We start from the raw sequence: 20528 nt of genomic DNA, 5'->3' as shown, positions 1-20528 counted from the left end.
ATTTTCATCTATATGCTCTCCCTCTTCGAGCGGTGCTGCGGAGGTGGGGCGGATGATCGGTTCGACCGAGAGCGACCAGGCCACGGCGGGCTGGTTCGAGGTGATGCACGCGTTCGCGACGGCGACCGGGGGCGGGCACAGCGACACCGCCGCGGGCGGCACCCGCCTGTTCGTCACCGCGAACGACATCTCCCTGGAGAACGGCGTGTTCAGCCCGGCCGCGCCCGACGAGCGGGAGATCGCCGGGCTCGCCCGGCGGATGCCCGGTTTCGGGTGGGACTTCTGCCTGCAGGTGCGCGGCGAGCCCACCCCCGGCGTGCTGCGCATCGCGGCGGAGCACAAGCTGGGCGAACGTGAGGTGCTGCCGCTGATGGTCTGCCCGGCGACCGACGTCCGGTACGCGGACGCCCCGGCCGCCGGGGTGAGGATCAGCAGGGCGGACCCGGTCGACGGTGACCGCTACGCCGCGACCATGGCGGCGGCGTTCGAGGCACCCCGGGCGGTGTTCGGCACGCTGCTGGAAAGCCAGCTGAGGGCCACCGGCTGCACCGGTTACCTCGTCGAGCGGGACGGGGTCGCGATCGGCACCGGCCTGGGCGCCCGGACCGGGGACCAGGTCGGCGTCTACAACGTCGGCATCCGGCCGGAGCACCGCCGGCGGGGGCTCGGCCGGGCGGTCACCGAGCGGATCCTGCGGGACGGCTTCGCCGACGGCGCCACCACGGCCTTCCTGCAGTCCAGCGACACCGCCGTGACCCTGTACGAGGCGATGGGCTTCCACACCGTCGAACACTGGACCTACCTGTACTAAGTGGCCGGGCGGTACTCCACCTCCGGGCGGCCCGGGCTGCCGTAGCGGGGGGTGCGCAGCACCCGGCCCGCGTCGGCGAGGTGTTCGAGGTACCGGCGGGCGGTCACCCGGGACGTGCCGATGCGGGCCGCGACCTCGGCCGCCGAGAACCCGGCCGGGGCGGTCAGCCCGCGCAGCGCGGCGAGCACCAGGTCCAGGGTGTGCTCGTCGAGCCCCTTGGGCAGGCTGTCGTGCGGGGAGCCGCGCAACGTGGCGAACGCCCGGTCGATCTCGTGCTGGGCCGCGATCTCGCCGCTGCCCGGCAGCTGGTCGCGGTACAGCGCGTACCGGTCGAGCTTGTCGCGGAACGCCGCGAACGTGAACGGCTTCAGCAGGTAGTGGGTGACCCCCAGGGCGACCGCCTGGCGGACCGTGGCTACGTCGCGCGCCGAGGTCACCGCCAGCACGTCGGTGCCGCTGCCCGCGGTGCGCAGCGCGCGGGCCACCTCGAGCCCGTGCTTGTCCGGCAGGTTGAGGTCGAGCAGGATCAGGTCCACCGGCCCGGCGCGCAACGCCGCCATCGCGTCCCGCGCGGTGTGGGCCACCCCGACGACCTCGAAACCCGGGACCTTCTGGGTGTACGCCCGGTGCGCCTCGGCGATCAGCGGTTCGTCGTCGACCACGAGGACCCGGATCGGGTTCATGACGGCACTGGCAGACGCACCGTCAGCACGGCGCCCCGCCCGTCCGGCCCGGCCGTGATCGCGTAACTGCCGCCGTACCGGTCGGCGACCTGCCGGACCAGCGACAGGCCGACGCCGCGTCCCTCGCCCGGTTTGGTCGACCAGCCCCGGCGGAACGCCGCGGCGGCCTGCTCGGGGGTCAGCCCCGGTCCCGTGTCGCTCACCCTGACCAGCACCTCGTCCTCCTCCTGGCGCACCAGCACGCGCACCCGCCGCGGCGGGGCGGCCAGCGCCACCGCCTCGAGCGCGTTGTCCACCAGATTGCCGACCACCGTGAGCAGATCGCGGCTGGGCAGCCGTTCCCCGGTGATCCGTGACTCCTTCACCACGGTCAGTTCGACCCCGCGTTCACCGGCCTGCGCGGATTTCCCGAGCAGCAGCGCCGCCAGGGCCGGCTCGCCGACCGCGCCCATCACCTGGTCGGTCAGCTGCTGGGCCAGGGCCAGCTCGGCGGTCGCGAGCTCGATGGCGTCGTCGGGGCGGCCGAGCTCGACCATGGTGAGCACGGTGTGCAGCCGGTTCGCCGCCTCGTGGGCCTGGGCCTGCAGGGCCGCGGTCAGCCCGCGCACCGAGTCGAGCTCGCCGGTCAGCTCCCGCAGCTCGGTGTGGTCGCGCAGGGTGAGCACGGTGCCGACCACGCGGCCCTCGAAGCGGGTCTCGCGCTGGCTGGCCACCAGCACCCGGTCACCGGCCAGGACCGGCTCGTCCACCGTGGCGCGCCGCGACGCGATCAGGTCGGCCGCCTCACGGGGCAGACCCAGGTCCGCCGCCGGGCCGTCCGTGTCAGCATTCTCCGGTACGCCGAGAAGTCGCCGTCCCTCGTCGTTGATCAGGGCCACCCGGCCGTCGCGGTCGATCACCAGGAGCCCCTCGCGCACGGAGTGCAGCACCGCGTCGTAGTACTCGTACATCCGGGTGATCTCGGCCGGGCCGAGCCCGCGGGTCTGGCGCCGCAGCCGGCGGCTCAGCAGCCAGGAACCGGCGCCGGCGAGCAGCATCGCGACGGCGGTCGCGGCGGCCACCACCGGGATCTGGCGCAGCAGGCTGTCGTTGATCGCCTTCGTGGTGATCCCGACCGAGACGAGCCCGACGATCCGGCCGTCCGCGGCGCGGATCGGCACGACGGTGCGCACCGAGTCACCGAGGCTGCCCCGGAACTCCTCCACGACGACACCCCCGGCCAGCGCCGCGTCGACCGAGCCGGCGAACTTCTGCCCGATCAGCGCGGTGGTCCGGTGCGTGTAGCGGGTGCGGTCCGGTGCCATCACCACGATGAAGTCGGTGCCGGTGGCCCGGCGGGTGGCCTCGGCGTACGGCTGCAGCACGGCCGTCGGGTCGCTGGTGCGCAGCGCGTCGGCGACCGCGGGGGAGCGGGCCATCGTCTCGGCCACGGCGCCCACCTGCAGGACCGCCGCGGTGCGCGCGTCACGGCGGGCGAGCAGAAAAGCGCCGGCGGCACCGCTGACCACGAGCAGTGTCACCACCATGACCTGCAGTGCGAACAGCTGACCCGCGATGCTCCACGATTTCCGGTCTGACATAGCCGCGTTTCCGGTCGATGAACAGAATGAACGCAATGGTGCTCTCCGATGAGACCCAGACCACAGTCTGCGGCATGGCAATCCAGACCACCGCTCCGGCCAGGCGGGACCGCACACACTTCCTCTACGTGGCGGTGATCGCCGCGGTCGCGCTCGGCATCGCCGTCGGTTTCCTCTTTCCCGACGTCGCCAAAGAGCTCAAGCCGATCGGTACCGGCTTCGTCAACCTGATCAAGATGATGATCGGCCCGGTCATCTTCTGCACGATCGTGCTGGGCGTCGGCTCGGTGCGCCAGGCCGCCCGGGTCGGCAAGGTCGGCGGCCTCGCGCTCGGCTACTTCCTGACCATGTCCACGGTGGCGCTGATCATCGGCCTGATCGTCGGTAACATCGTGCACCCCGGCTCCGGCCTGCACCTGACCCCCGACGCCGCGGCGGCCGGGCAGAAGGCCGTCGGCACCGCCGGCGGGGAGGGCACGGCCGACTTCCTGCTCGGCATCATCCCCACCACGCTGGTCTCGTCGCTCACCGAGGGCCAGGTCCTGCAGGCGTTGCTGGTCGCGCTGCTGGTCGGCTTCGCCGTGCAGACGATGGGTACGCGCGGCGAGCCCATCCTGCGGGCCATCGGCCTGTTCCAGCGGCTGGTGTTCAAGATCCTGTCCATGATCATGTGGCTGGCCCCGATCGGCGCGTTCGGCGCGATCGCGGCGGTGGTCGGCGAGACCGGCGTCGACGCGCTCAAGAGCCTCGCGCAGATCATGCTCGGCTTCTATGCCACCTGCGCCATCTTCGTGTTCGGCATCCTCGCCGCGATGCTCTGGCTGTTCGCCCGGATCAACCTGTTCGCGCTGCTCAAGTACCTCGGCCGCGAGTTCCTGCTGATCCTGTCGACATCGTCGTCGGAGTCGGCGCTGCCCCGGCTCATCGCCAAGATGGAACACTTCGGCGTCAGCAAGCCGGTCGTCGGCATCACCGTCCCGACCGGCTACTCGTTCAACCTGGACGGGACGGCGATCTACCTGACGATGGCGTCGTTGTTCATCGCCCAGGCCCTCGACAAGCCGCTCGCGATCGGTGAGCAGATCTCCCTGCTGCTCTTCATGATCATCGCCTCCAAGGGCGCGGCGGGCGTCACCGGCGCCGGCATCGCCACCCTCGCCGGCGGCCTGCAGAGCCACCGCCCCGAACTCCTCGACGGCGTCGGCCTGATCGTCGGCATCGACCGCTTCATGTCCGAGGCCCGGGCCCTGACGAACTTCGCCGGCAACGCGGTCGCCACGGTCCTGATCGGCAACTGGACCGGCGAATTCGACCGGGCCAAGGCCCACGCGGTCCTCGCCGGCGACGACCCCTTCGACGAATCCACCATGGTCGACGACGACCACGGCACCCCCGCCGACCCGGACCCCAGCCAGGCGACCGCGGTCAGCACTCCCGCGGCCACCCCGGTGCCACCCGGCAGCGACCCGGTCCGCTGACGTCCGCCCACCCATCCTCCGGCCCTCTTACCGTTCCTTTCCCGCCGCCCGTCGGCAGGACCGCCCCTCGGCAGGACTGCCCCGCCCGCCCGGACCTCCCGGCGCGGCGGGGCGGGCCCGTGAGACGGTCCGGTGCCGGGTGGGAACCCGGTTGCCGTGGCCGGGGGTGCGGGCAGGATGGTGGCATGAAGCTTCATGACGCTATCACCGGCCGGCTGCGAGACTTCGTCGAGGCGCAGCCGATGTTCTTCGTGGCCACCGCCCCGGCCGGCCCCGGGGGCCACGTGAACGTCTCGCCGAAGGGCATGGGCGGCACGTTCGTGGTGTTGGACGAGCACCGGGTCGCCTACCTCGATTACCACGGCAGCGGCGCGGAGACCACGGCCCACCTCGCCGAGAACGGCCGGATCACCATCATGTTCTGCGCGTTCCAGGGCCCGCCGAACATCGTCCGGCTGCACGGCACCGGCCGCGTCGTGCCCCGCACCGACGACGCGTTCCCAGCGAAGCTGGCATTGTTCCCGGACGCACCGGACACGCACGGTGCCCGCGCGGTCGTCGAGATCGACGTCCACCGGGTCAGCGACTCGTGCGGTTACTCGGTGCCGCTGATGGCGTACGAGGGCGACCGCGACACCCTGCTGCGCTGGAGCGGACGCAGGACCGACGACGACCTGGCGGCCTACCGGGCGAAGAAGAACACCACCAGCATCGACGGCCTCCCGGCGTTCCGGGGCTGACCGTCACAGGTACAGATCGACGCCGGTGCTGTTCGAGAGCTGAGCGGCCGCGACCGCTGGCAGGCGCGAGCCCATCAGCTGCTGGAGCAGGTCGGCCTGAGCGCTGACCTGGGTCTGCTCGGCCGGCGCGGAGGGCGTGGCGGCCCCCGTGGCGACCCGGAAGGCGAACATCGCGCCCGCACCGACGGAACTGATCGCTGTCATGGAGGCGACCATCGGCCGGCCCCGGCCCGATGTGAGGAATATCGCCGTCCGGCCCGTCGACCTGGTGGAACACCGAATGACCCGCCCTGCCACGCCGGCCCTCTCACAGCCCCGGCGTGGCAGGACGGGCCGTCTACTTGCCGAACCCGGCGGTCAGGCCGCTGAGGAGCTGGCGGCGGCCGATGGCGTATAGCGCCAGGATCGGGACGGTGCTGAGCACGACCGAGGCGAGGACCGCCGGGACGTTGACGCCGTACTGGTCCTGGAAGGCCCAGAGGGCGAGCGGCATCGTGCGCTGGTCGGGGCTCTGGGTGAGGATCAGCGGGAGCAGGAAGCCGTTCCAGATGCCCAGGCCGTTGTAGATGATCACGGTGACCAGGGCCGGGCGGGTCAGCGGGAGGGCGAGGTGCCACAGCGTGCCCCACTCGGTGGCGCCGTCCATCCGCATGCTCTCGAACAGTTCACGGGGCACGTCGCGGATGAAGTTCGCGAGCACCAGCACCGACAGCGGGATCGCGAACGCAATCGAGGGCAGGATGATCGCGAGCAGGGTGTCGTACATCTGCAGTTTGATGATGATCAGATAGACCGGGATGATCACCGCTTGCAGCGGGATGGCGAGACCCAGCAGGAACAGCGAGTTGGTCAGCCGCAGGAAGCGGCTGCGGGCCCCGGCCCGGATGATCGCGTACGCGGCCATGAACGAGACCGCCACGGCCGGCAGGACCGCGCCGAGGGTGACGATCGCGCTGTTGGTGAAGTACCGCAGGAAGTTGGCCTCGATGACGCTGCGGTAGTTCTCGAGCGTCGGCTCGCTCGGCGGGACGAGCGGGTTCTCCACGAAGTACGTGCTCTGGGTCTTGAAGCTGGTGATGACGATCCAGTAGATCGGCAGCAGCACGATGATCAGCCACAGCCAGCCGGCGGCACCGCCGATCCAGTTCCGCTGCTTGCGGCGTCGTGGCCGTCCGGGGGGTGCGGTGCCGGGTCCGGGCGCCACGGTCACCGGCGGGGTGGTCATGGTCGCCACGTCAGGCTCCTTCCAGCTGGCTGTCGTCGCCGCTGCCCCCGCCGAGGCGGCGCAGGGCCAGGGCGAGGCCGAGACCGATGAACACCAGGATCACCGCGATGGCGCTGGCCGGGCCCATGAGGCTGGCCTTGAAACCGCTGCGGTACATCTCCAGGGCCAGGACCCGGGTCGCGTCGCCGGGGCCGCCGGCGGTGAGGACGAAGATGAGGTCGAAGAACGTCAGCGAGCCGACGACCATCAGCGTGGACGACGTGATGATCGTGTACTTGAGCTGCGGCAGCGTGATGCTGAAGAACTGGCGCAGCCGTCCGGCGCCGTCGATCTGGGCCGCTTCGTACAGCGAGACCGGGATCTGGCGTACCCCGCCCTGGTAGATCAGCGAGTGGAACGGGATGAACTGCCAGGAGACCACGAAGATGACCACGCCGACGGCGAGTTTGCTCTCGCCCAGCCAGTCCTGCGCGAGGATCGGCAGGCCGAGCCCGGCGCCGAGGCCGAAGTTCGGGTCGAGCAGGGCCTTGAACGTCAGCGCGATCGCGGCGGAGCTGAGCAGCAGCGGGATGAAGTACAGCACCGCCAGGAACTCCCGGTAGCGCTGGTGGCCGGCGAGGAACACGCCGATCAGCAGGCTGAGCGGGGTCTGGGCGAGCCACGACAGCCCCATGATGAGGAAGGTGACGGTGAGGGCGTGCGGCAGGCCCGGGTCGGAGAGCACCGCGTGCCAGCTGTCCAGCCCGGACGGCTGGATGGTGCCGATGCCGTCCCAGGTGGTGAAGCTGAGCGCCAGCACACCGAGCAGCGGGACCACGCCGAACCCCAGGAACATGAGCAGCGCGGGTATCGCCATCCAGGCGACGGGGCCGCTCCGCCCGCCGCTGTCAGGGGTGGGCGTGGCCACCCGTACGGGGGGCGGAGCGAGCGTCGTCATTTCCCGATGACCCCGTTCATGGCGGCGATGAACTGGTCGGGGCCGATGTCGAGCTGGAAGAGCTTGGCGATCTGGTCCAGCAGGGTCTCGGCGGCGGTCGGGGTGAGGGCCTGGTCCCAGGACTGGGCGAAGACCTTCGCGTTGACCGACGTGTCGTAGACGAACTTGAGGAACTCCGGGTCCTTCGAGGAGGCGATGGCCGCCTCGCTGCCCTTGACGACCGGCACGGAGCCGGTGTCGACGAACGACTTGATCTCGGTCTCGTCGAGCACCGCGGTGGTGAAGAACTTCTTGGCGGTCTCCTTCTGCTCCGCGGTGGCCTTGGAGGAGATGGCGAGATACTGCCCGGGGTTGCCGACGGTGTCGCTCGGGTCGCCCTTGCCGCCCTCGACCGGCGGGAACGTCATGTAGCCGAGCTTGCCGTCCTTGACGAAGTTGCCGCCGTCGGCGGCCATGCTGCCGTAGGTCCAGGTGCCGTGCACCATCATCGCGGCCTTGCCGGTGTAGAGCAGCGCCTGGTCGGCGTTGGCGTCGGCGGCGATCGAGGAGAAGCCCTTGATGAAGCCGCCGGCCTTGATGAGGTCCTGCATCTTGGTGAGGGCGTCCTTGGCGGCCGGGTTGGACCACGCGTTGGCCTCACCGTTGTAGGCCGCCTCGAACACCTCGGGGCCGCCGATGCGGTCGAAGAGGAACTCCAGCCACATCATGTTGGTCCAGCGGGACTGCCCGGCCAGCGAGAACGGCGCGACGTTCTTGGCCTTGAAGACCTCGACGAGGTTCATGACGTCGCCCCACGACTGCGGCGGCTGCGCCCCGGCGTTCGCGAAGACTTCCTTGTTGTAGAAGAGCACGATCGGCGCGACGGTTTCGGCCGGCATCGCGTAGATCTTGCCGTCGATGGTCGCCGGGCCGAACGAGGACGGGAACAGCTTCTCCTTGACCGCGGCGTTCTCGGTGAACCACGAGGTGAGGTCCTCGACCTGGCCGGCCTCGACCCAGCTCTTGAGGCCACCGCCGCCCCAGCCCCAGATCAGCGTCGGGGCCTGGCCGGCGCCGATCGCCGTCTTGATCTTCGCCTTGTACGCGTCGTTGGCGAACGCGGTCGGGGTGATCTTGTTGTCCGGGTTGGCCTTGTTGAACCGCTCGACGGTGGCACCCCGGATGCCCTCGTTGGGCTGGCCGGTGAGGTACCAGAAGCTGGTACCGCTGCCCTTGTCCCCACCGCCGGAGGTGCCGGGGCCGGAGCTGCCGCAGGCGGCGAGTGCCGCCGCGGCGCTGGTCCCGGCGACGAGGCTGAGGAAGTTACGTCGGTTTATCGGTGAGCGTTCCACGCTTTGTCTCCATGCTCGCGGAGCCGCGGTTTCTGCGGCGATCGGCCACTGGAAGTTTCGAAAAGAACTCGTAAGTTATCGAGAGATTTCGTTAACGTAGGGTTTCGGCCGGGGTGTGTCAAGGGTCTCAGTGGGCTTCGTTACGGACCGCGAAAAGGCGACTTGAGACGGGGTGGGATCGCTCCCATCCGGAACGCCCCGAAGATCACGGGGAGGTTACCGGTAACGGCGACCCGGATCCCGGAAGTTTCAGCGGCCGGTGGTGCTACTGCGCGTAATCAGTTCGGTGGGCAGTTCCACCCCGTGCGCGGGCAGGCCGGTGTCCCCGGTCAGCCGTAACACCGTGCGGGCGGCCAGTGCGCCCATCTCCAGCAGGGGCTGACGCACCGTGGTCAACGGGGGCGACGCCCACCGGGCCTCCGGGACGTCGTCGAAGCCGACCACACTCACGTCGTCCGGGACGCGCAACCCGCGCCGGCGGACCGCCTCGCAGGCCCCCAGCGCCATCTGGTCGCTGGCCGCGAAGATCGCCGTCGGCGGGTCGGCGAGAGCCAGCAGCCCGGCCGCCGCGGTGTATCCGGACTCGTGGTAGAAATCGCCCTGCCGCACCAGTGCCGGGTCCGCCACCAGGCCCGCCGCCTCGACGGCGGCCCGGTAACCGTCGAAGCGCGCCCGGCTGCACAGCACGTGCGGCGGGCCGCCGACGAACCCGATCCGCCGGTGCCCCAGGCGCAGCAGGTGCTCGGTCGCGCTCAGCGCGCCGGCCCAGTTCGTCGCCCCGATCGTCGGCACCCCCGCCCCGGCGGTCGCCACCGGGTCGACCACCACCAGCGGCACCCGCAGCCGGGAGAGCTCGGCGAGGACCCCGATGCTCAGCTCGGCGTTGGCGGCGATCACCCCGGCCGCCGACCGGGTACGCAGATTGCCCAGCCAGCGCTGCCACGCGGCGGGGGCACGGTGCACCGCCGAGACGACCGTGCCCACCCCGGCCGCCCGGGCGACGTCCTCGACGCCCCGGATCACCTCGATCGACCAGGGGCAGTAGAGATCATCGAAGACGATGTCCACCAGTGCCGTACGCCCGGAGCGGCGCGCGTCCCGGCGCCGGTAGCCGTGCTCGCGCAGCGCCGCCTCGACCCGGATCCGGGTCGGCGCCGCCACGTCGGGGTGCCCGTTGAGCACCCGGGAGACGGTCGGCACCGACACCCCGGCCGCCCGCGCCACCGCCGCCATGGTGACCCGGCGCATGTCGTCCACTGTGCATCCCCCGCCTCCGGAAGTTTCGGGTGGGTGGAAGTTCTTCCGGAACATAGGCGGGGAATCGATGACGGTCAAGCACGTCGCGGATATCCGAAACTATCGACGGTCGCGGATCACCCCGGCCCGTGGCGGTGAGCTGACCGCGGTTACCGGTCGCGGGGCGGGGCGGTGCTGTCGCGGACGATCAGCTCGGTCGCCAGCTCGACCCGGGGCGCCTCGATCTCGGCGCCCTGGGCCAGGCGCAGTGCGGTCCGGGCCGCCAGTGCGCCCATCTCGGCCAGCGGCTGGCGCACCGTGGTCAGCGGGGGAGAGGCCCAGCGTGCCTCCGGCAGGTCGTCGAAGCCGATCACGCTCAGATCGTCCGGCACGCGCAGTCCCTTGTGCCGGGCGGCCTCGTAGACCCCCAGCGCCATGGTGTCGCTGGACGCGAAGACGGCCGTCGGCGGCTCGGCCATCTCCAGCAGTGACATGCCACAGGTGTAGCCGGACTCGTACAGGAAATCGCCCTGCCGGATGAGGCTCTCGTCGGCGTGCTCGAGGCCGGCGCGGAATCCGTCCAGCCGGGCCCGGCTGCACAGCAGCTGTTTCGGTCCGGAGACGAAACCGATCCGGCGGTGCCCGAGCGACGTCAGGTGCTGGGTCGCGGACAGGCCACCGGCCCAGTTGGTCGCGCCGATCACCGGGATGTCCAGCGGGGCGCCGCCGGCCGGGTCGACCACCACCACCGGGATGTTGAGGCGCTGCAGCTCGGCGTAGACCGGTGTGGTCAGGTCCGAGGTCACGAAGATGACCCCGTCGGACTGGCGCGCGTACAGGTTCTGCAGCCACTGCCGGGTGGCGGCCGAGCGCCGGTGCACCGCCGAGACGACCGTGCCGACCCCGGCGGCGTGCATGACGTCCTCGACCCCGCGGATCAGTTCGACCGCCCACGGGCTGTCGAGGTCGTTGAAGACCAGATCGACCAGGGCCGCCCGGCCGGCCTGCTGGCGGGACGCGCGGCGCCGGTAGCCGTGCTGCTTGAGCAGCTTCTCGACCAGCTCACGAGTCTGCGGTGCGACGTCCGCGCGTCCGTTGAGGACCCGGGAGACGGTCGGGACCGAGACCCCGGCCTCGGTTGCGATCGCGGCGATGGTGACGCGGGCCACGGGTCAACTCCTCGTAAGTTTCGGTACCAAGTCCCGGAAGTATTCCGCACCGTCACCCGGCCCGCCACCTCCACCCGGCAACTCCGTGCGGAAACCCGTTACGTCGTCCGGACCGGTCAGGAATCGAGAAGCGACCGGCCGGGTGCCGGCCCTAGCGTGATCGCCATGAACAAACTGATCCGGCAGAGCCACCGCTGGCTGTCCCTGACCTTCGCGATCCTCGTCGTCATCGTCACGGTCGCGGTCGTGACCCAGGAGGAGCCGGCCCCGTGGGTCCTGCTGCTCCCGGTGCCGCCGCTCCTGCTGCTGCTCGCCAGTGGCCTGTACCTGTTCGTGCTGCCCTGCACCGGGAAACGGCGCGTGGCCGTCACGAAGTGAGCTCGGCCCACACGGCCAGGGAGACCTCCTCGGTGGGCAGGTTGCACCCGGCGAACGCGCTCGGCATCGGCTCCTCCTCGAGGAGCCGGTGCTTGACCGCGAGCTCGACCAGCTCCCGCTGCTCTCCGGTGAGGTCGGCGAAGCGCACCGGGTCGGCCGGCGGGCCGTCCGGGAACAGCAGGCCGATCAGCAACTCGACGATGTTGTAGTAGAAGCCCTCCGACCGGTGGTGCCGCAGCTTGTCGAACAGGATCCCGGTCAGCCGCGGGTTGTCGGCCGGGGACAGCGTCTCAAGCGCCCAGCAGGCGCCGTAGGAGGCCTCCCCGTGGAACGGCCAGTCGTCGATCCAGTCGTCCGGCTCGACGACGCAGGTGGTGAGCTCGGTGAGGATGTCGTCGTCCGGGGTGTCGGTGAGCTGGGCCAGCGCCATCAGCGCCGACAGGTGGGCGAGGCGGTGCGGGGCGTCGCGCCACAGGGCGAGCACGCGGTGCAGGGCCGGGTCGCCGACCTCGCCGCACTGCCCCGCCGCGATGCAGAGCGACGCGGCGGCCATCGGGCTGCTCTCGACGGTCAGCTGGGCCAGCAGTGCCGGCACGGCCGCCGGCGAGGGGTGCGCGGAGATCAGGTGTGCGGCGGCGGCGCGCAGGCGGGGGTCGGGGTCGTCCAGGAGCGTCACGTACGCCGTGAGCCCGGCCCCGACCGCCGTATAGGCCCGGACCTGCCAGCTGTGATCCGCGGTCGCGGGCGGATCCAGCTCCCCGGTGTGCCACGAGTAGTGCTCGGCCGGATCCGCAGGCCGGCGCGACAGCCGCCACTCGAACCGGCGCCGGGTCAGCTGCCACAGCGCCGGCCCGGAGGCGCGGGTCCGTTGCAGCGGGAACCGGTCGTTGTCGGAGATGAGCGCGAGCAGCTCGTAGGCCTCGTGGCGCCCGGCCGAACCGGGATCGGTCATGATCTCGATCAGGAACGGCACCGCGGCGACGCTGGCCTCATACTTCGCACCCTGGTGGGCGAGCATGTGCCCCAGCTCGGACCGCCCGAACGCACGCCGCTCGTCGTCGGGCGACCGCAGGGCCGCCAGCATCTCGGGGACATCGGTCGCCGGACCGTACGCACACGTGAGCGAATCGAACACCGGCCGAACCTAACAGCCGGGTACGACAGAAACGGCCCCTCACCGCCAGAGGTGATCATCGCCCCTGGTCGTCCGGGTCACCGTCCCGGGGCTCCCGAGGTCCCCGGGACGGGCGGTGCGGGTCAGCCGGGGCGGCGGGGGAGCCAGAGGGCGACCACCCCTCCGGCGGCGATGACCGCCGCGCCGACCAGGACGGCCGGGACGATGCCGTCGACGAAGGACTGGCTGGAGGTGTAGTCGCCGTTGGAGGTGAAGACCGAGGCCAGGACCGCCACGCCGACCGCGACGCCGAGTTCGCGGATGGTGTTGTTGGTGCCGGAGGCCACGCCGCGCTGCTGTTCGGTGACGCTGGACAGGGCCATGGTGCTGATCGGGGCGAACGTCAGGCCCATGCCGATGCCGGCCAGCGCGAACGCGACCACCAGGTCGCCGTAGGTCACCGTGGTGCTGGTGGCGAGCGCGATCCAGAGCACGCCCGCGGCGAGGGAGACCTGGCCCGCCACGATCAGGTTCCGCAGGCCGAGGCGGTCGGCGAAGATGCCCGCGAGCGGGGCCACCACCATCGGGGCCATGGTCCAGGGCAGCGTGCGCAGGCCGGCTTCGAGCGGGCTGAGGCCCTGGACGACCTGGAAGAACTGGGCGAGCAGGAAGACCGAGCCGAACGCGCCCGCCGAGAACGTCAGCGTGACGAGGGTGACCAGGCTGAAGCCGCGGGAGCGGAACAGTGACAGCGGCAGCATCGGGGCCGGGTTGCGCCACTGCCACAGCAGGAAACCGGCGATGAGGGCGGTGCCGCCGGCGAGCATGCCGAGCACCCGGCCGGAGGCCCAGCCGTGATCGGGTCCGTCGACGACGCCCCAGACGAGCAGCAGCATGCCGGCCGCGGACAGCACGAGGCCGAGCGGGTCGAGCCGGCGGGCGCCGCCGCGGGACTCGCGCAGGACGGTGGTGGCGAGGATGACCGCGATGACGCCGACCGGCACGTTGAGCCAGAAGATGTAGGACCAGTCGAGGCCCTCGACGACCGCGCCGCCGACGACCGGGCCGACCGCGACGCCGAGGCCGCTGATGCCGCCCCAGATGCCGACCGCGGCGTTGCGCATCCGGTCGGGGACGGCCTGGGCGAGCAGGGTCAGTGACAGCGGTGCCACGGCGGCGCCGCCGAGGCCCTGCACGGCGCGGGCGGCGGTGAGCATCCACGGCTCGGTGGCCAGGGCGGCCGCCGCCGAGGCCAGGGTGAACAGCACGATGCCGCCGACGAACATCCGCCGCCGGCCGATCCGGTCGCCGAGCGCGGCCGCGGTGAGCAGGAACGCGGCGAACGGCAGCGTGTACGCGTTGACGAACCACTGCAGGTCGGTGAGCGAGGCGCCGAGCTCGCTCTTGATGACCGGCAGTGCCGTGGTCACCACGAGGTTGTCGAGCGTGACCATGAAGATCGGGATGCCGACCGCGGCGAGGACCGCGGCGAGGGGCCGGTCGCCGCGCTGGGCGGCGGCCGGCGCCGGTGTGGCGAGCGTGGTCATAGGAGTTCCCAACAACTTGTTATCGACTGATAACTAGGAAGATAGTTATCCACTGATAACTTGTCAATGACAGGTTGTTATCGACTGATAAGCTCGTTCGGTGCCCAAGCAACGACTCACCGCCGAAGAGCGTCACGACCAGCTGATCAGGGCGGCCGTCACCGCGTTCACCACCGGGGGATACGCCGGAACCACCACCGACCAGGTCGCCCGTCTCGCCGGGGTCTCCCAGCCGTACGTGATCCGGCTCTTCGGCAGTAAGCAGGCCCTGTTCCTGGCCACCGTCCGGTATGCCGCCGACCGGGTCGAGGAGCGTTTCCACGAGGCGGCGCGCACCGACCCGACCATTCCCGGCCTGGGCAGGGCCTACGAGGACCTGCTCTCCGAACGGGACCTGATCACCGTCCTGCTGCACGGTTTCGCCGCGGGCGGGGACCCGGCCATCGGGCCGGCGGTGCGCACCTGTTACGGCGGGATCTACCGCACGGTCCAGGCGCTGACCGGGGCGTCCGCCGGCGAGATCCGCGGCTTCCTGGCCCAGGGCATGCTGCTCACGGTGCTCGGTGCCATGCGCGTCATCGGCCCCGACGCGGTGGTCCAGGAGTCGTGGATGACGGAGCTGCTGACGTACGAACAGGGTCCGGGGTCAGATGTTGTGCCGTAGGTAGGCGGGCTCGCGGAAACCGAGCATGGCCTCGGTCATCCGCACCGCGTCCACCGTGGCCGCGACGTCGTGCACGCGCACGATCCGCGCCCCGTTCAGGACACAGAAGACCACCGCGGCCAGGGTGCCGGACAGGCGTTCGCCCTGGCCAGCGTCGAGGGTCTCGCCGATGAAGTCCTTGTTGCTCACCGCCGCCAGCAGGGGATGGCCGATGTCCGCGATCTCCGGCAAACGGCGGGTGATGTCGAGGGTGTGCCGGGTGTTCTTGTTCAGATCGGGCCCGGGGTCGACGATGATCTGCTCCGGGCGCACCCCGTGCTCCAGGGCGAGCGCCACCCGCGACCGCAGGAAAGCGGCGACCTCGGCCACCACGTCGCCGTAGCGCGGACTCGGGTACGCCGTCCGCGGCGCCGCCAGGCTGTGCGTGATCACCAGCGTGGCGTCCGTGCCCGCGACCGCCTCGGCCATCCGCACGTCCCGCAGACCCGACGTGTCGTTCACGACGCCGGCGCCGGCCCGGATCGCCTCCCGGGCCACCTCGGGGCGGTAGGTGTCCACGGAGACCACCGCGAGACCCTGGGCCGCCTGCACCACCGGCAGCACCCGGTCGAGCTCCTCGGCGACGGACACCTCCGGCCCGGGGGCGAACGGCACCCCGCCGATGTCGATCCAGTCCGCGCCGGCCTCCGCCGCCGCGGTGACCGCCTCCTTCGCCTTCGCCAGCGCGAACGTACGCCCCCGGTCGTGGAACGAGTCCGGGGTCCGGTTGACGATCGCCATCACCGCGACCTGGCGGGAGAAGTCGTACGACCGGCCGCCGATGACCCGGTGCGCGCTGATCAGCGGGGGTTCGTAGTGGCTCACGTCGCGAGACTAACCCGCGCCCGGAGGTCCGGGATGCGGGGGTTCCCCACGATGATCCGGGAGCAATAGGCTGCAGGGCGTGACGGAGACGGGACTCGCGGTTGCCGATCTACGAGGCCCGTGGTGGTACCTGTGGTGGCTCGCCGGGCGGCAGAAGACCCGTATCCTGGCCGGGGCGCTGATCGGGTCCGCATGGATGGCCGGGCTGACGCTGCCGCCGTACCTGCTGGCCCAGGCGGTGGACCGTGGCCTGCAACGGCGTGACCTGCCGGTGCTCGCCGCGTGGGTGGCCGCCCTGCTGGTCGCCGGGCTGGTCAACGCCGGGCTCGGGCTGCTGCGGCACCGCACCATGACGCGGATCCGGCACGACGCCGCGTTCCGGACGATCCGCGCGGTGCTCGGTCACGCCGCCGGGCTGGGCTCCGCGCTGCCGCGGCGGGTCGGCGCGGGCGAGGTCGTCACGATCGGGGTGGCCGACGTGTGGGTGCTCGCGCAGGCGCTGACCGTCACCGGCCCGGGGATCGGGGCCGGCGTCGCGTACGGGATCGTCGCCGTCCTGCTCCTGCGGATCTCCCCGGTGCTGGCGGTGACGGTGCTGGCCGGCGTACCCGTGCTCGCGCTCGTGGTCGGACCCATGCTGCACCGCCTGCAGCGCACCGGGTTCCGCTACCGCGAGCATCAGGGCGCGCTCGCGGACCGGCTGGTCGACGTCGTCGGCGGCCTGCGGGTGCTCAACGGGCTCGGCGGCAAGGAGGGCTTCGCCGCCCGCTACCACCGGCAGTCGCGGGCGGTGACCCGGGAGGGCTACCGGGTGGGGGCGGTGACCAGCTGGATCCAGGCGCTCGGTGTCGGCCTGCCCGCGCTGTTCCTGGCCGTGGTGATCTGGCTGGCCGCCCGGATGGCCGTGGCCGGCACCATCACCGCCGGTGACCTGATCGCGGTCTGGGGATACGCCGCGATCCTCGTCGTCCCGGTCGCGTTCTTCATCGAGGGTGGTTTCGACATCGGCCACGCGCTGGTCGCCGGCCGCCGGGTCCTCGGCTTCCTGCGGCTGCCCGCCGAGGCCCCCCCGCGAGGGGCCGCCGCCGCGCTGCCCGTCATCACTGGCCGACCCGCGCTCCGGGGTGGTGGTCACGCCCGGGCTGTTCGCGGTGCTCGCCACCGCCCGCACCGCGGACGCGGCCGCGATCGTGGACCGGCTCGGCGGGTACGGGGCCACCGACGTCACGTGGGGCGGCGAGCGGGTCGACACCCTCGCGGTGCGGGACCGGGTGCTGGTCGCCGACCCGGAGGCGTACCTGTTCACCGGCACCCTGGGCGATGTCGTCGCGGGCCGGTTCGCCACCGACTTCGCCGAGGTGGAGTGGGCCCTGGCCGCCGCCTCGGCCGGCGACCTCCTGCGCGGGCTGCCCGACGGGGCCGCGTCGGTCGTCGCCGACCGGGGCAGCAACCTGTCCGGCGGCCAGCGTCAGCGGGTCCGGCTGGCCCGCGCCCTGCTCGCCGACCCGGAGATCCTGCTCGCGGTCGAACCGACGTCCGCGGTCGACGCGCACACCGAGGCGGCGATGGCCGAGCGGCTGCGCGCGGTGCGGGCCGGGCGGACCACACTGGTCACCACGACCTCGCCGGCGATGCTGGACCGCGCCGACGTCGTCTACTACCTCGTCGACGGCCGGGTCGCCGCCGCCGGCACGCACCGCGAGCTGCTGGGTGCCGAACCCGGGTACCGCGCCCTGGTCACCCGGACGGCGGGTGCGGCCGCGACCACCGGGGCCGCGTGGTGACCCCACTGCCGGTCGCCGGGCGGGGCCGGGCCCGGTCGGCCGCGTTCGCCCTGCTGCGCGACGACGGGCGGGCGGTCACCGGGGTGGTCGTGCTCAACATGGTCGCCGCGACCGCCGCGCTGGCCGGGCCGTGGCTGCTCGGCCACATCGTCGACGTGGTCGTGCGCGGCGGCGCCTCGGTCCGGGTGGTGGACCGGCTCGCCCTGGCGATCCTGCTGTGCACCGCCGTGCAGCTGCTGCTGTCCCGCTCGGCACTGGCCGCCGGCTACCGCTTCGGGGAACGTACGGCGGCCCGGGTCCGGGAACGGTTCCTCGACCGGATCCTGGCCCTGCCGCCCGCGGTGGCCGAGCGGGTGCCCGCCGGTGACCTCGCCGCCCGGGGCACCGTCGACGTGGGCACGGTGGCCACCACGTTGCGCGACGCGGTGCCGGAGGTGCTCATCGCCGCCGGGCAGGGCGTGCTCATCCTGGCGGCGGTGTTCCTCGTGGACCCGGTGCTGGGACTGGCCGGGACGCTGTGCCTGTCCGGGATCGGTTTCGCCACCCGCTGGTACCTGCGCCGGGCGCCCGCCGCGTACCTCGACGAGGGCGAGGCCGGGTCCGCGCTGGCGGACGAGCTCACGGCGGCGGTCGCGGGTGCCCGTACGGTCGAGGCCCTGGGCCTGCGGGAACGCCGCGCCGACGCGGGCCGGGTCGCGCTGGACCGGGCCGGCACCACCCGCCTGCGTACGTTGTTCCTGCGCAACGTGTTCTATCCCGCGGTGGACGTGTCGTTCGTACTGCCGGTCGTGGCGGTGCTGCTGCTCGGCGGTGTCATGTACATGCACGGCCAGCTCACGCTGGGTCAGGTCGCGGCCGCCGCGCTGTACCTGCGCCAGCTCGCCATCCCGATGGACACCGTGCTGATCTGGCTGGAACAGCTGCAGGCCAGCGGTGCGTCGTTCGCGCGCCTGGAAGGTCTCGCGGGCCTGCGGCCGGCCCCGGGAACCGGCGGTGAGCACGGCCCGCTCCCGGCCGGGGACCGGATCGAGGTACGCGACGTGCGGTACGCGTACGACGACGGCGACGTCCTGCGCGGGGTGGACCTGACCGTGCGCCCGGGGGAACGCCTCGCCCTCGTCGGCCCGTCCGGTGCCGGCAAGTCGACGCTGGGCCGGCTGCTCGCCGGAGTGGACCGCCCGCGCGCCGGCACGGTGACCGCGGGGGGTGTCCCGGTCGCGGCGCTGCCCCCGGACGTGCTGCGCCGCCAGGTCGTGCTGGTCACCCAGGAGCACCACGTGTTCCGGGAGACGTTGCGTGACAACCTCGTGCTGGCCGCGCCCGACGCCACCGACACGGAGCTGCTGGCGGCGCTGGAGGTGGTGGGGGCGGACTGGGTGGACGACCTGCCGGACGGGCTGGACACCGTGCTGGGCGGCGACGGCTTCACCCTCGGCGGTGCCGGGGCGCAGCAGCTCGCCCTGGCCCGGGTGGTGCTGGCGAACCCGCACACGGTGGTGCTCGACGAGGCGACGGCGTTGCTCGACCCGGCGAAGGCCCGGGCCACGGAGCGGGCGCTGGGCGCGGTGCTGCACGGCCGTACGGTGATCGCGATCGCGCACCGCCTGCAGACCGCGCACGACGCGGACCGGGTCGCGGTGCTGGCGGCGGGCCGGCTCGTCGAGCTGGGCACGCACGACGAGCTGGTGGCCGCCGGCGGCACCTACGCGGCGCTGTGGCGCACCTGGCACGGTTGACGCCGGCTCAGACCGCGACCACCGGGTGCCGCACCACGGCGTCGAACAGGTAGCCGAGGGTGTTGTGGACGGCCACGTCGGGCTGGGTGTTGCCGCGCCGGTCGGTGGCCCGGGCGAGGAGTTCGTGCTCGCCCGCCGTAGGCCGCCAGTCCACCTCCCAGCGCTGCCACGCGGCGCCCTCGCTGCCGCCCACCGGCCGGGCGCGGCGCCAGTTCGTGCCGCCGTCGGTGCTGACGTCGACGTGCCGGATCGCCCCGCCGGCCGACCAGGACCGCCCGCGCAGCCGGGTGTGCCGCCCGGCGACCACCTGCGCGCCGCGGTCCAGTTCGAACGCGCTCTTGACGACCTGCCGGTCGAACGGCTGTCCCTCGGCCGGGAAGCCGGGCCCGAACAGCCGGTAGAACTGCGTGTTCCAGGGCGAGAACAGCGGCTCGTCGGCGACCTCGATGCTGCCCAGCCACTTGATCGACGCGATACCGATCCAGTGCGGCACGATCAGGCGGACCGGTCCGCCGTGGTCGGCCGGCAGGGCTTCCCCGTTCATCTCGTACGCGACGAGCACGTCACGCAGCGCCTTGCGCACCGGCAACGGGCGGCGCACCGGGCCGAGGTCGACGCCCCCGGTCACGTAGTTCGGGTCGAGGCCGGCCGGCATGACGTCGACCGCGTTGCCGCCCAGCCCGGCGTGACGCAGCAGTGTGGACAGCCGCACGCCCCGCCAGCGGGCGACGCCGACGGCGCCGAGCTGCCAGGCCGTACCCGAGACGGTCCGGCCCTGCTGGGTGGTGAAGAAACTGCGACCGTTGCCGGCGCACTCGACCGCGGCGGTCACCGTGTGCGCGGGGAGACGGCGCAGGTCACGGTACGAGTAGTCGACCGGTCCCCGGGTCAGCCCGGCGCCGGTGAGGTGCAGCCGCCAGGTGTCCGGGTCGATGATCGGGGTGCTGGTGTGGTTGCGGACGAAGAACCGGTCGATCGGTACGAGGTAGCCCTGCCCGGCCATCGCGGACCAGCGCATCTCCGCGTTCGTGCCGAGCACGGTGAACAGCTCCGGCGGCAGCGGCTTGACGATCGGCCCGGCGGCGGCCGCGGGGGTGCCGTCCACCGTGGCGATCGTGGCGGTGCCGACGCCGGCCGCGGCGGTCAGCTTGAGCAGGTCGCGCCGGGAGAAACCGCGGGCCCGGCCGTCGAGCCATTGCCGCAGACGCCGCAGATCGTAGCTCGCTTCATCCATCATGGACACTCCTTTGT

General features: G+C 72.1%; 19 protein-coding genes and 1 pseudogene. 8 read left to right on the top strand and 12 right to left on the bottom strand.

The window, feature by feature from the left end; all coding sequences use genetic code 11:
- The first annotated feature begins 52 nt into the window (after positions 1–52).
- On the top strand, positions 53–811 hold the full coding sequence (locus ACIA6A_RS19795; protein WP_396099162.1) for a GNAT family N-acetyltransferase: 759 nt from the start codon (positions 53–55) through the stop codon (positions 809–811).
- Here ACIA6A_RS19795 and ACIA6A_RS19790 read toward each other — a convergent pair.
- On the bottom strand, positions 808–1494 hold the full coding sequence (locus ACIA6A_RS19790; protein ID WP_396099161.1) for a response regulator: 687 nt from the start codon (positions 1492–1494) through the stop codon (positions 808–810). The two genes, ACIA6A_RS19795 and ACIA6A_RS19790, sit on opposite strands and share 4 nt — an antisense overlap.
- Positions 1491–3074: an ATP-binding protein gene (locus tag ACIA6A_RS19785; RefSeq protein WP_396099159.1), complete on the bottom strand. Its 1584-nt coding sequence runs from the start codon at positions 3072–3074 to the stop codon at positions 1491–1493. The genes ACIA6A_RS19790 and ACIA6A_RS19785 overlap by 4 nt, the downstream gene beginning before the upstream one ends.
- A 74-nt stretch (positions 3075–3148) precedes the next feature.
- On the opposite strand from ACIA6A_RS19785, the gene ACIA6A_RS19780 reads away from it, so the two are divergent.
- Together ACIA6A_RS19780 and ACIA6A_RS19775 are read left to right on the top strand one after the other, a co-directional pair.
- Positions 3149–4552, top strand: coding sequence for a cation:dicarboxylate symporter family transporter (locus ACIA6A_RS19780; RefSeq protein ID WP_396099157.1), 1404 nt, complete (start codon positions 3149–3151; stop codon positions 4550–4552).
- 185 nt (positions 4553–4737) lie between these two features.
- Complete coding sequence (locus tag ACIA6A_RS19775; protein WP_396099156.1) at positions 4738–5292, top strand: pyridoxamine 5'-phosphate oxidase family protein; 555 nt, start codon at positions 4738–4740, stop codon at positions 5290–5292.
- A gap of 3 nt (positions 5293–5295) precedes the next feature.
- Here ACIA6A_RS19775 and ACIA6A_RS19770 read toward each other — a convergent pair whose 3' ends face one another.
- From ACIA6A_RS19770 to ACIA6A_RS19745, 6 genes are all read right to left on the bottom strand, one after another.
- Positions 5296–5496 carry a hypothetical protein gene (locus ACIA6A_RS19770; protein ID WP_396099155.1) on the bottom strand — a complete coding sequence of 67 codons (201 nt, stop codon included), beginning with the start codon at positions 5494–5496 and terminating at the stop codon, positions 5296–5298.
- 133 nt (positions 5497–5629) lie between these two features.
- Complete coding sequence (locus ACIA6A_RS19765; RefSeq protein WP_396099540.1) at positions 5630–6517, bottom strand: carbohydrate ABC transporter permease; 888 nt, start codon at positions 6515–6517, stop codon at positions 5630–5632.
- Positions 6518–6527: 10 nt separating this feature from the next.
- On the bottom strand, positions 6528–7454 hold the full coding sequence (locus ACIA6A_RS19760) for a carbohydrate ABC transporter permease (protein ID WP_396099154.1): 927 nt from the start codon (positions 7452–7454) through the stop codon (positions 6528–6530).
- Positions 7451–8785 carry an extracellular solute-binding protein gene (locus tag ACIA6A_RS19755; protein WP_396099153.1) on the bottom strand — a complete coding sequence of 445 codons (1335 nt, stop codon included), beginning with the start codon at positions 8783–8785 and terminating at the stop codon, positions 7451–7453. The genes ACIA6A_RS19760 and ACIA6A_RS19755 overlap by 4 nt, the downstream gene beginning before the upstream one ends.
- Positions 8786–9034: 249 nt before the next feature.
- Positions 9035–10033, bottom strand: a complete 999-nt coding sequence (locus tag ACIA6A_RS19750; protein WP_396099539.1) for a LacI family DNA-binding transcriptional regulator — start codon at positions 10031–10033, stop codon at positions 9035–9037.
- A 158-nt stretch (positions 10034–10191) separates the two neighbouring features.
- The gene (locus ACIA6A_RS19745; protein WP_396099152.1) at positions 10192–11190 is read right to left on the bottom strand and encodes a LacI family DNA-binding transcriptional regulator; all 999 of its coding nucleotides are present in this window, start codon (positions 11188–11190) and stop codon (positions 10192–10194) included.
- Between the two features lie 165 nt (positions 11191–11355).
- On the opposite strand from ACIA6A_RS19745, the gene ACIA6A_RS19740 reads away from it, so the two are divergent.
- On the top strand, positions 11356–11568 hold the full coding sequence (locus tag ACIA6A_RS19740; protein WP_396099151.1) for a hypothetical protein: 213 nt from the start codon (positions 11356–11358) through the stop codon (positions 11566–11568).
- Here ACIA6A_RS19740 and ACIA6A_RS19735 read toward each other — a convergent pair.
- Positions 11558–12703, bottom strand: a complete 1146-nt coding sequence (locus ACIA6A_RS19735) for a HEAT repeat domain-containing protein (RefSeq protein WP_396099150.1) — start codon at positions 12701–12703, stop codon at positions 11558–11560. The genes ACIA6A_RS19740 and ACIA6A_RS19735 overlap by 11 nt on opposite strands.
- Before the next feature lie 122 nt (positions 12704–12825).
- Positions 12826–14229, bottom strand: a complete 1404-nt coding sequence (locus ACIA6A_RS19730) for an MFS transporter (protein ID WP_396099149.1) — start codon at positions 14227–14229, stop codon at positions 12826–12828.
- A gap of 100 nt (positions 14230–14329) precedes the next feature.
- Between ACIA6A_RS19730 and ACIA6A_RS19725 the strand changes: the two genes are divergently transcribed.
- Positions 14330–14893, top strand: a complete 564-nt coding sequence (locus ACIA6A_RS19725) for a TetR/AcrR family transcriptional regulator (RefSeq protein ID WP_396099148.1) — start codon at positions 14330–14332, stop codon at positions 14891–14893.
- Here the strand turns inward: ACIA6A_RS19725 and folP are convergent.
- On the bottom strand, positions 14876–15757 hold the full coding sequence (gene folP / locus ACIA6A_RS19720) for a dihydropteroate synthase (protein WP_396099147.1): 882 nt from the start codon (positions 15755–15757) through the stop codon (positions 14876–14878). The two genes, ACIA6A_RS19725 and folP, sit on opposite strands and share 18 nt — an antisense overlap.
- A gap of 196 nt (positions 15758–15953) precedes the next feature.
- Between folP and ACIA6A_RS19715 the strand changes: the two are divergent.
- The 3 genes and pseudogenes from ACIA6A_RS19715 to ACIA6A_RS19705 all read left to right on the top strand — a co-directional run.
- A pseudogene (locus tag ACIA6A_RS19715) lies at positions 15954–16673 on the top strand (ABC transporter transmembrane domain-containing protein); the annotation flags it as partial.
- A gap of 211 nt (positions 16674–16884) precedes the next feature.
- Positions 16885–17541: an ATP-binding cassette domain-containing protein gene (locus ACIA6A_RS19710; RefSeq protein WP_396099537.1), complete on the top strand. Its 657-nt coding sequence runs from the start codon at positions 16885–16887 to the stop codon at positions 17539–17541.
- Positions 17535–19277, top strand: a complete 1743-nt coding sequence (locus tag ACIA6A_RS19705) for an ABC transporter ATP-binding protein (RefSeq protein ID WP_396099535.1) — start codon at positions 17535–17537, stop codon at positions 19275–19277. The genes ACIA6A_RS19710 and ACIA6A_RS19705 overlap by 7 nt, the downstream gene beginning before the upstream one ends.
- Positions 19278–19284: 7 nt before the next feature.
- Here the strand turns inward: ACIA6A_RS19705 and ACIA6A_RS19700 are convergent, their stop codons facing one another.
- Entirely contained in the window at positions 19285–20514 is a 1230-nt protein-coding gene (locus ACIA6A_RS19700; protein ID WP_396099146.1) for a sulfite oxidase, read from the bottom strand.
- Positions 20515–20528: the final 14 nt, after the last annotated feature.

Origin of the sequence: Actinoplanes sp. NPDC051494, from assembly GCF_044454705.1 — a bacterium.
Classification (GTDB): domain Bacteria; phylum Actinomycetota; class Actinomycetes; order Mycobacteriales; family Micromonosporaceae; genus Actinoplanes.
This window is presented reverse-complemented; position numbering and strand designations above follow the sequence as displayed.

Coding starts and splice junctions, on each gene's coding strand:
- ACIA6A_RS19795 (WP_396099162.1), top strand. CDS start 53: ATGATCGGTTCGACCGAGAGCGACCAGGCCACGGCGGGCTGGTTCGAG.
- ACIA6A_RS19790 (WP_396099161.1), bottom strand. CDS start 1,494: ATGAACCCGATCCGGGTCCTCGTGGTCGACGACGAACCGCTGATCGCC.
- ACIA6A_RS19785 (WP_396099159.1), bottom strand. CDS start 3,074: ATGTCAGACCGGAAATCGTGGAGCATCGCGGGTCAGCTGTTCGCACTG.
- ACIA6A_RS19780 (WP_396099157.1), top strand. CDS start 3,149: ATGGCAATCCAGACCACCGCTCCGGCCAGGCGGGACCGCACACACTTC.
- ACIA6A_RS19775 (WP_396099156.1), top strand. CDS start 4,738: ATGAAGCTTCATGACGCTATCACCGGCCGGCTGCGAGACTTCGTCGAG.
- ACIA6A_RS19770 (WP_396099155.1), bottom strand. CDS start 5,496: ATGACAGCGATCAGTTCCGTCGGTGCGGGCGCGATGTTCGCCTTCCGG.
- ACIA6A_RS19765 (WP_396099540.1), bottom strand. CDS start 6,517: ATGACCACCCCGCCGGTGACCGTGGCGCCCGGACCCGGCACCGCACCC.
- ACIA6A_RS19760 (WP_396099154.1), bottom strand. CDS start 7,454: ATGACGACGCTCGCTCCGCCCCCCGTACGGGTGGCCACGCCCACCCCT.
- ACIA6A_RS19750 (WP_396099539.1), bottom strand. CDS start 10,033: ATGCGCCGGGTCACCATGGCGGCGGTGGCGCGGGCGGCCGGGGTGTCG.
- ACIA6A_RS19740 (WP_396099151.1), top strand. CDS start 11,356: ATGAACAAACTGATCCGGCAGAGCCACCGCTGGCTGTCCCTGACCTTC.
- ACIA6A_RS19730 (WP_396099149.1), bottom strand. CDS start 14,229: ATGACCACGCTCGCCACACCGGCGCCGGCCGCCGCCCAGCGCGGCGAC.
- ACIA6A_RS19700 (WP_396099146.1), bottom strand. CDS start 20,514: ATGATGGATGAAGCGAGCTACGATCTGCGGCGTCTGCGGCAATGGCTC.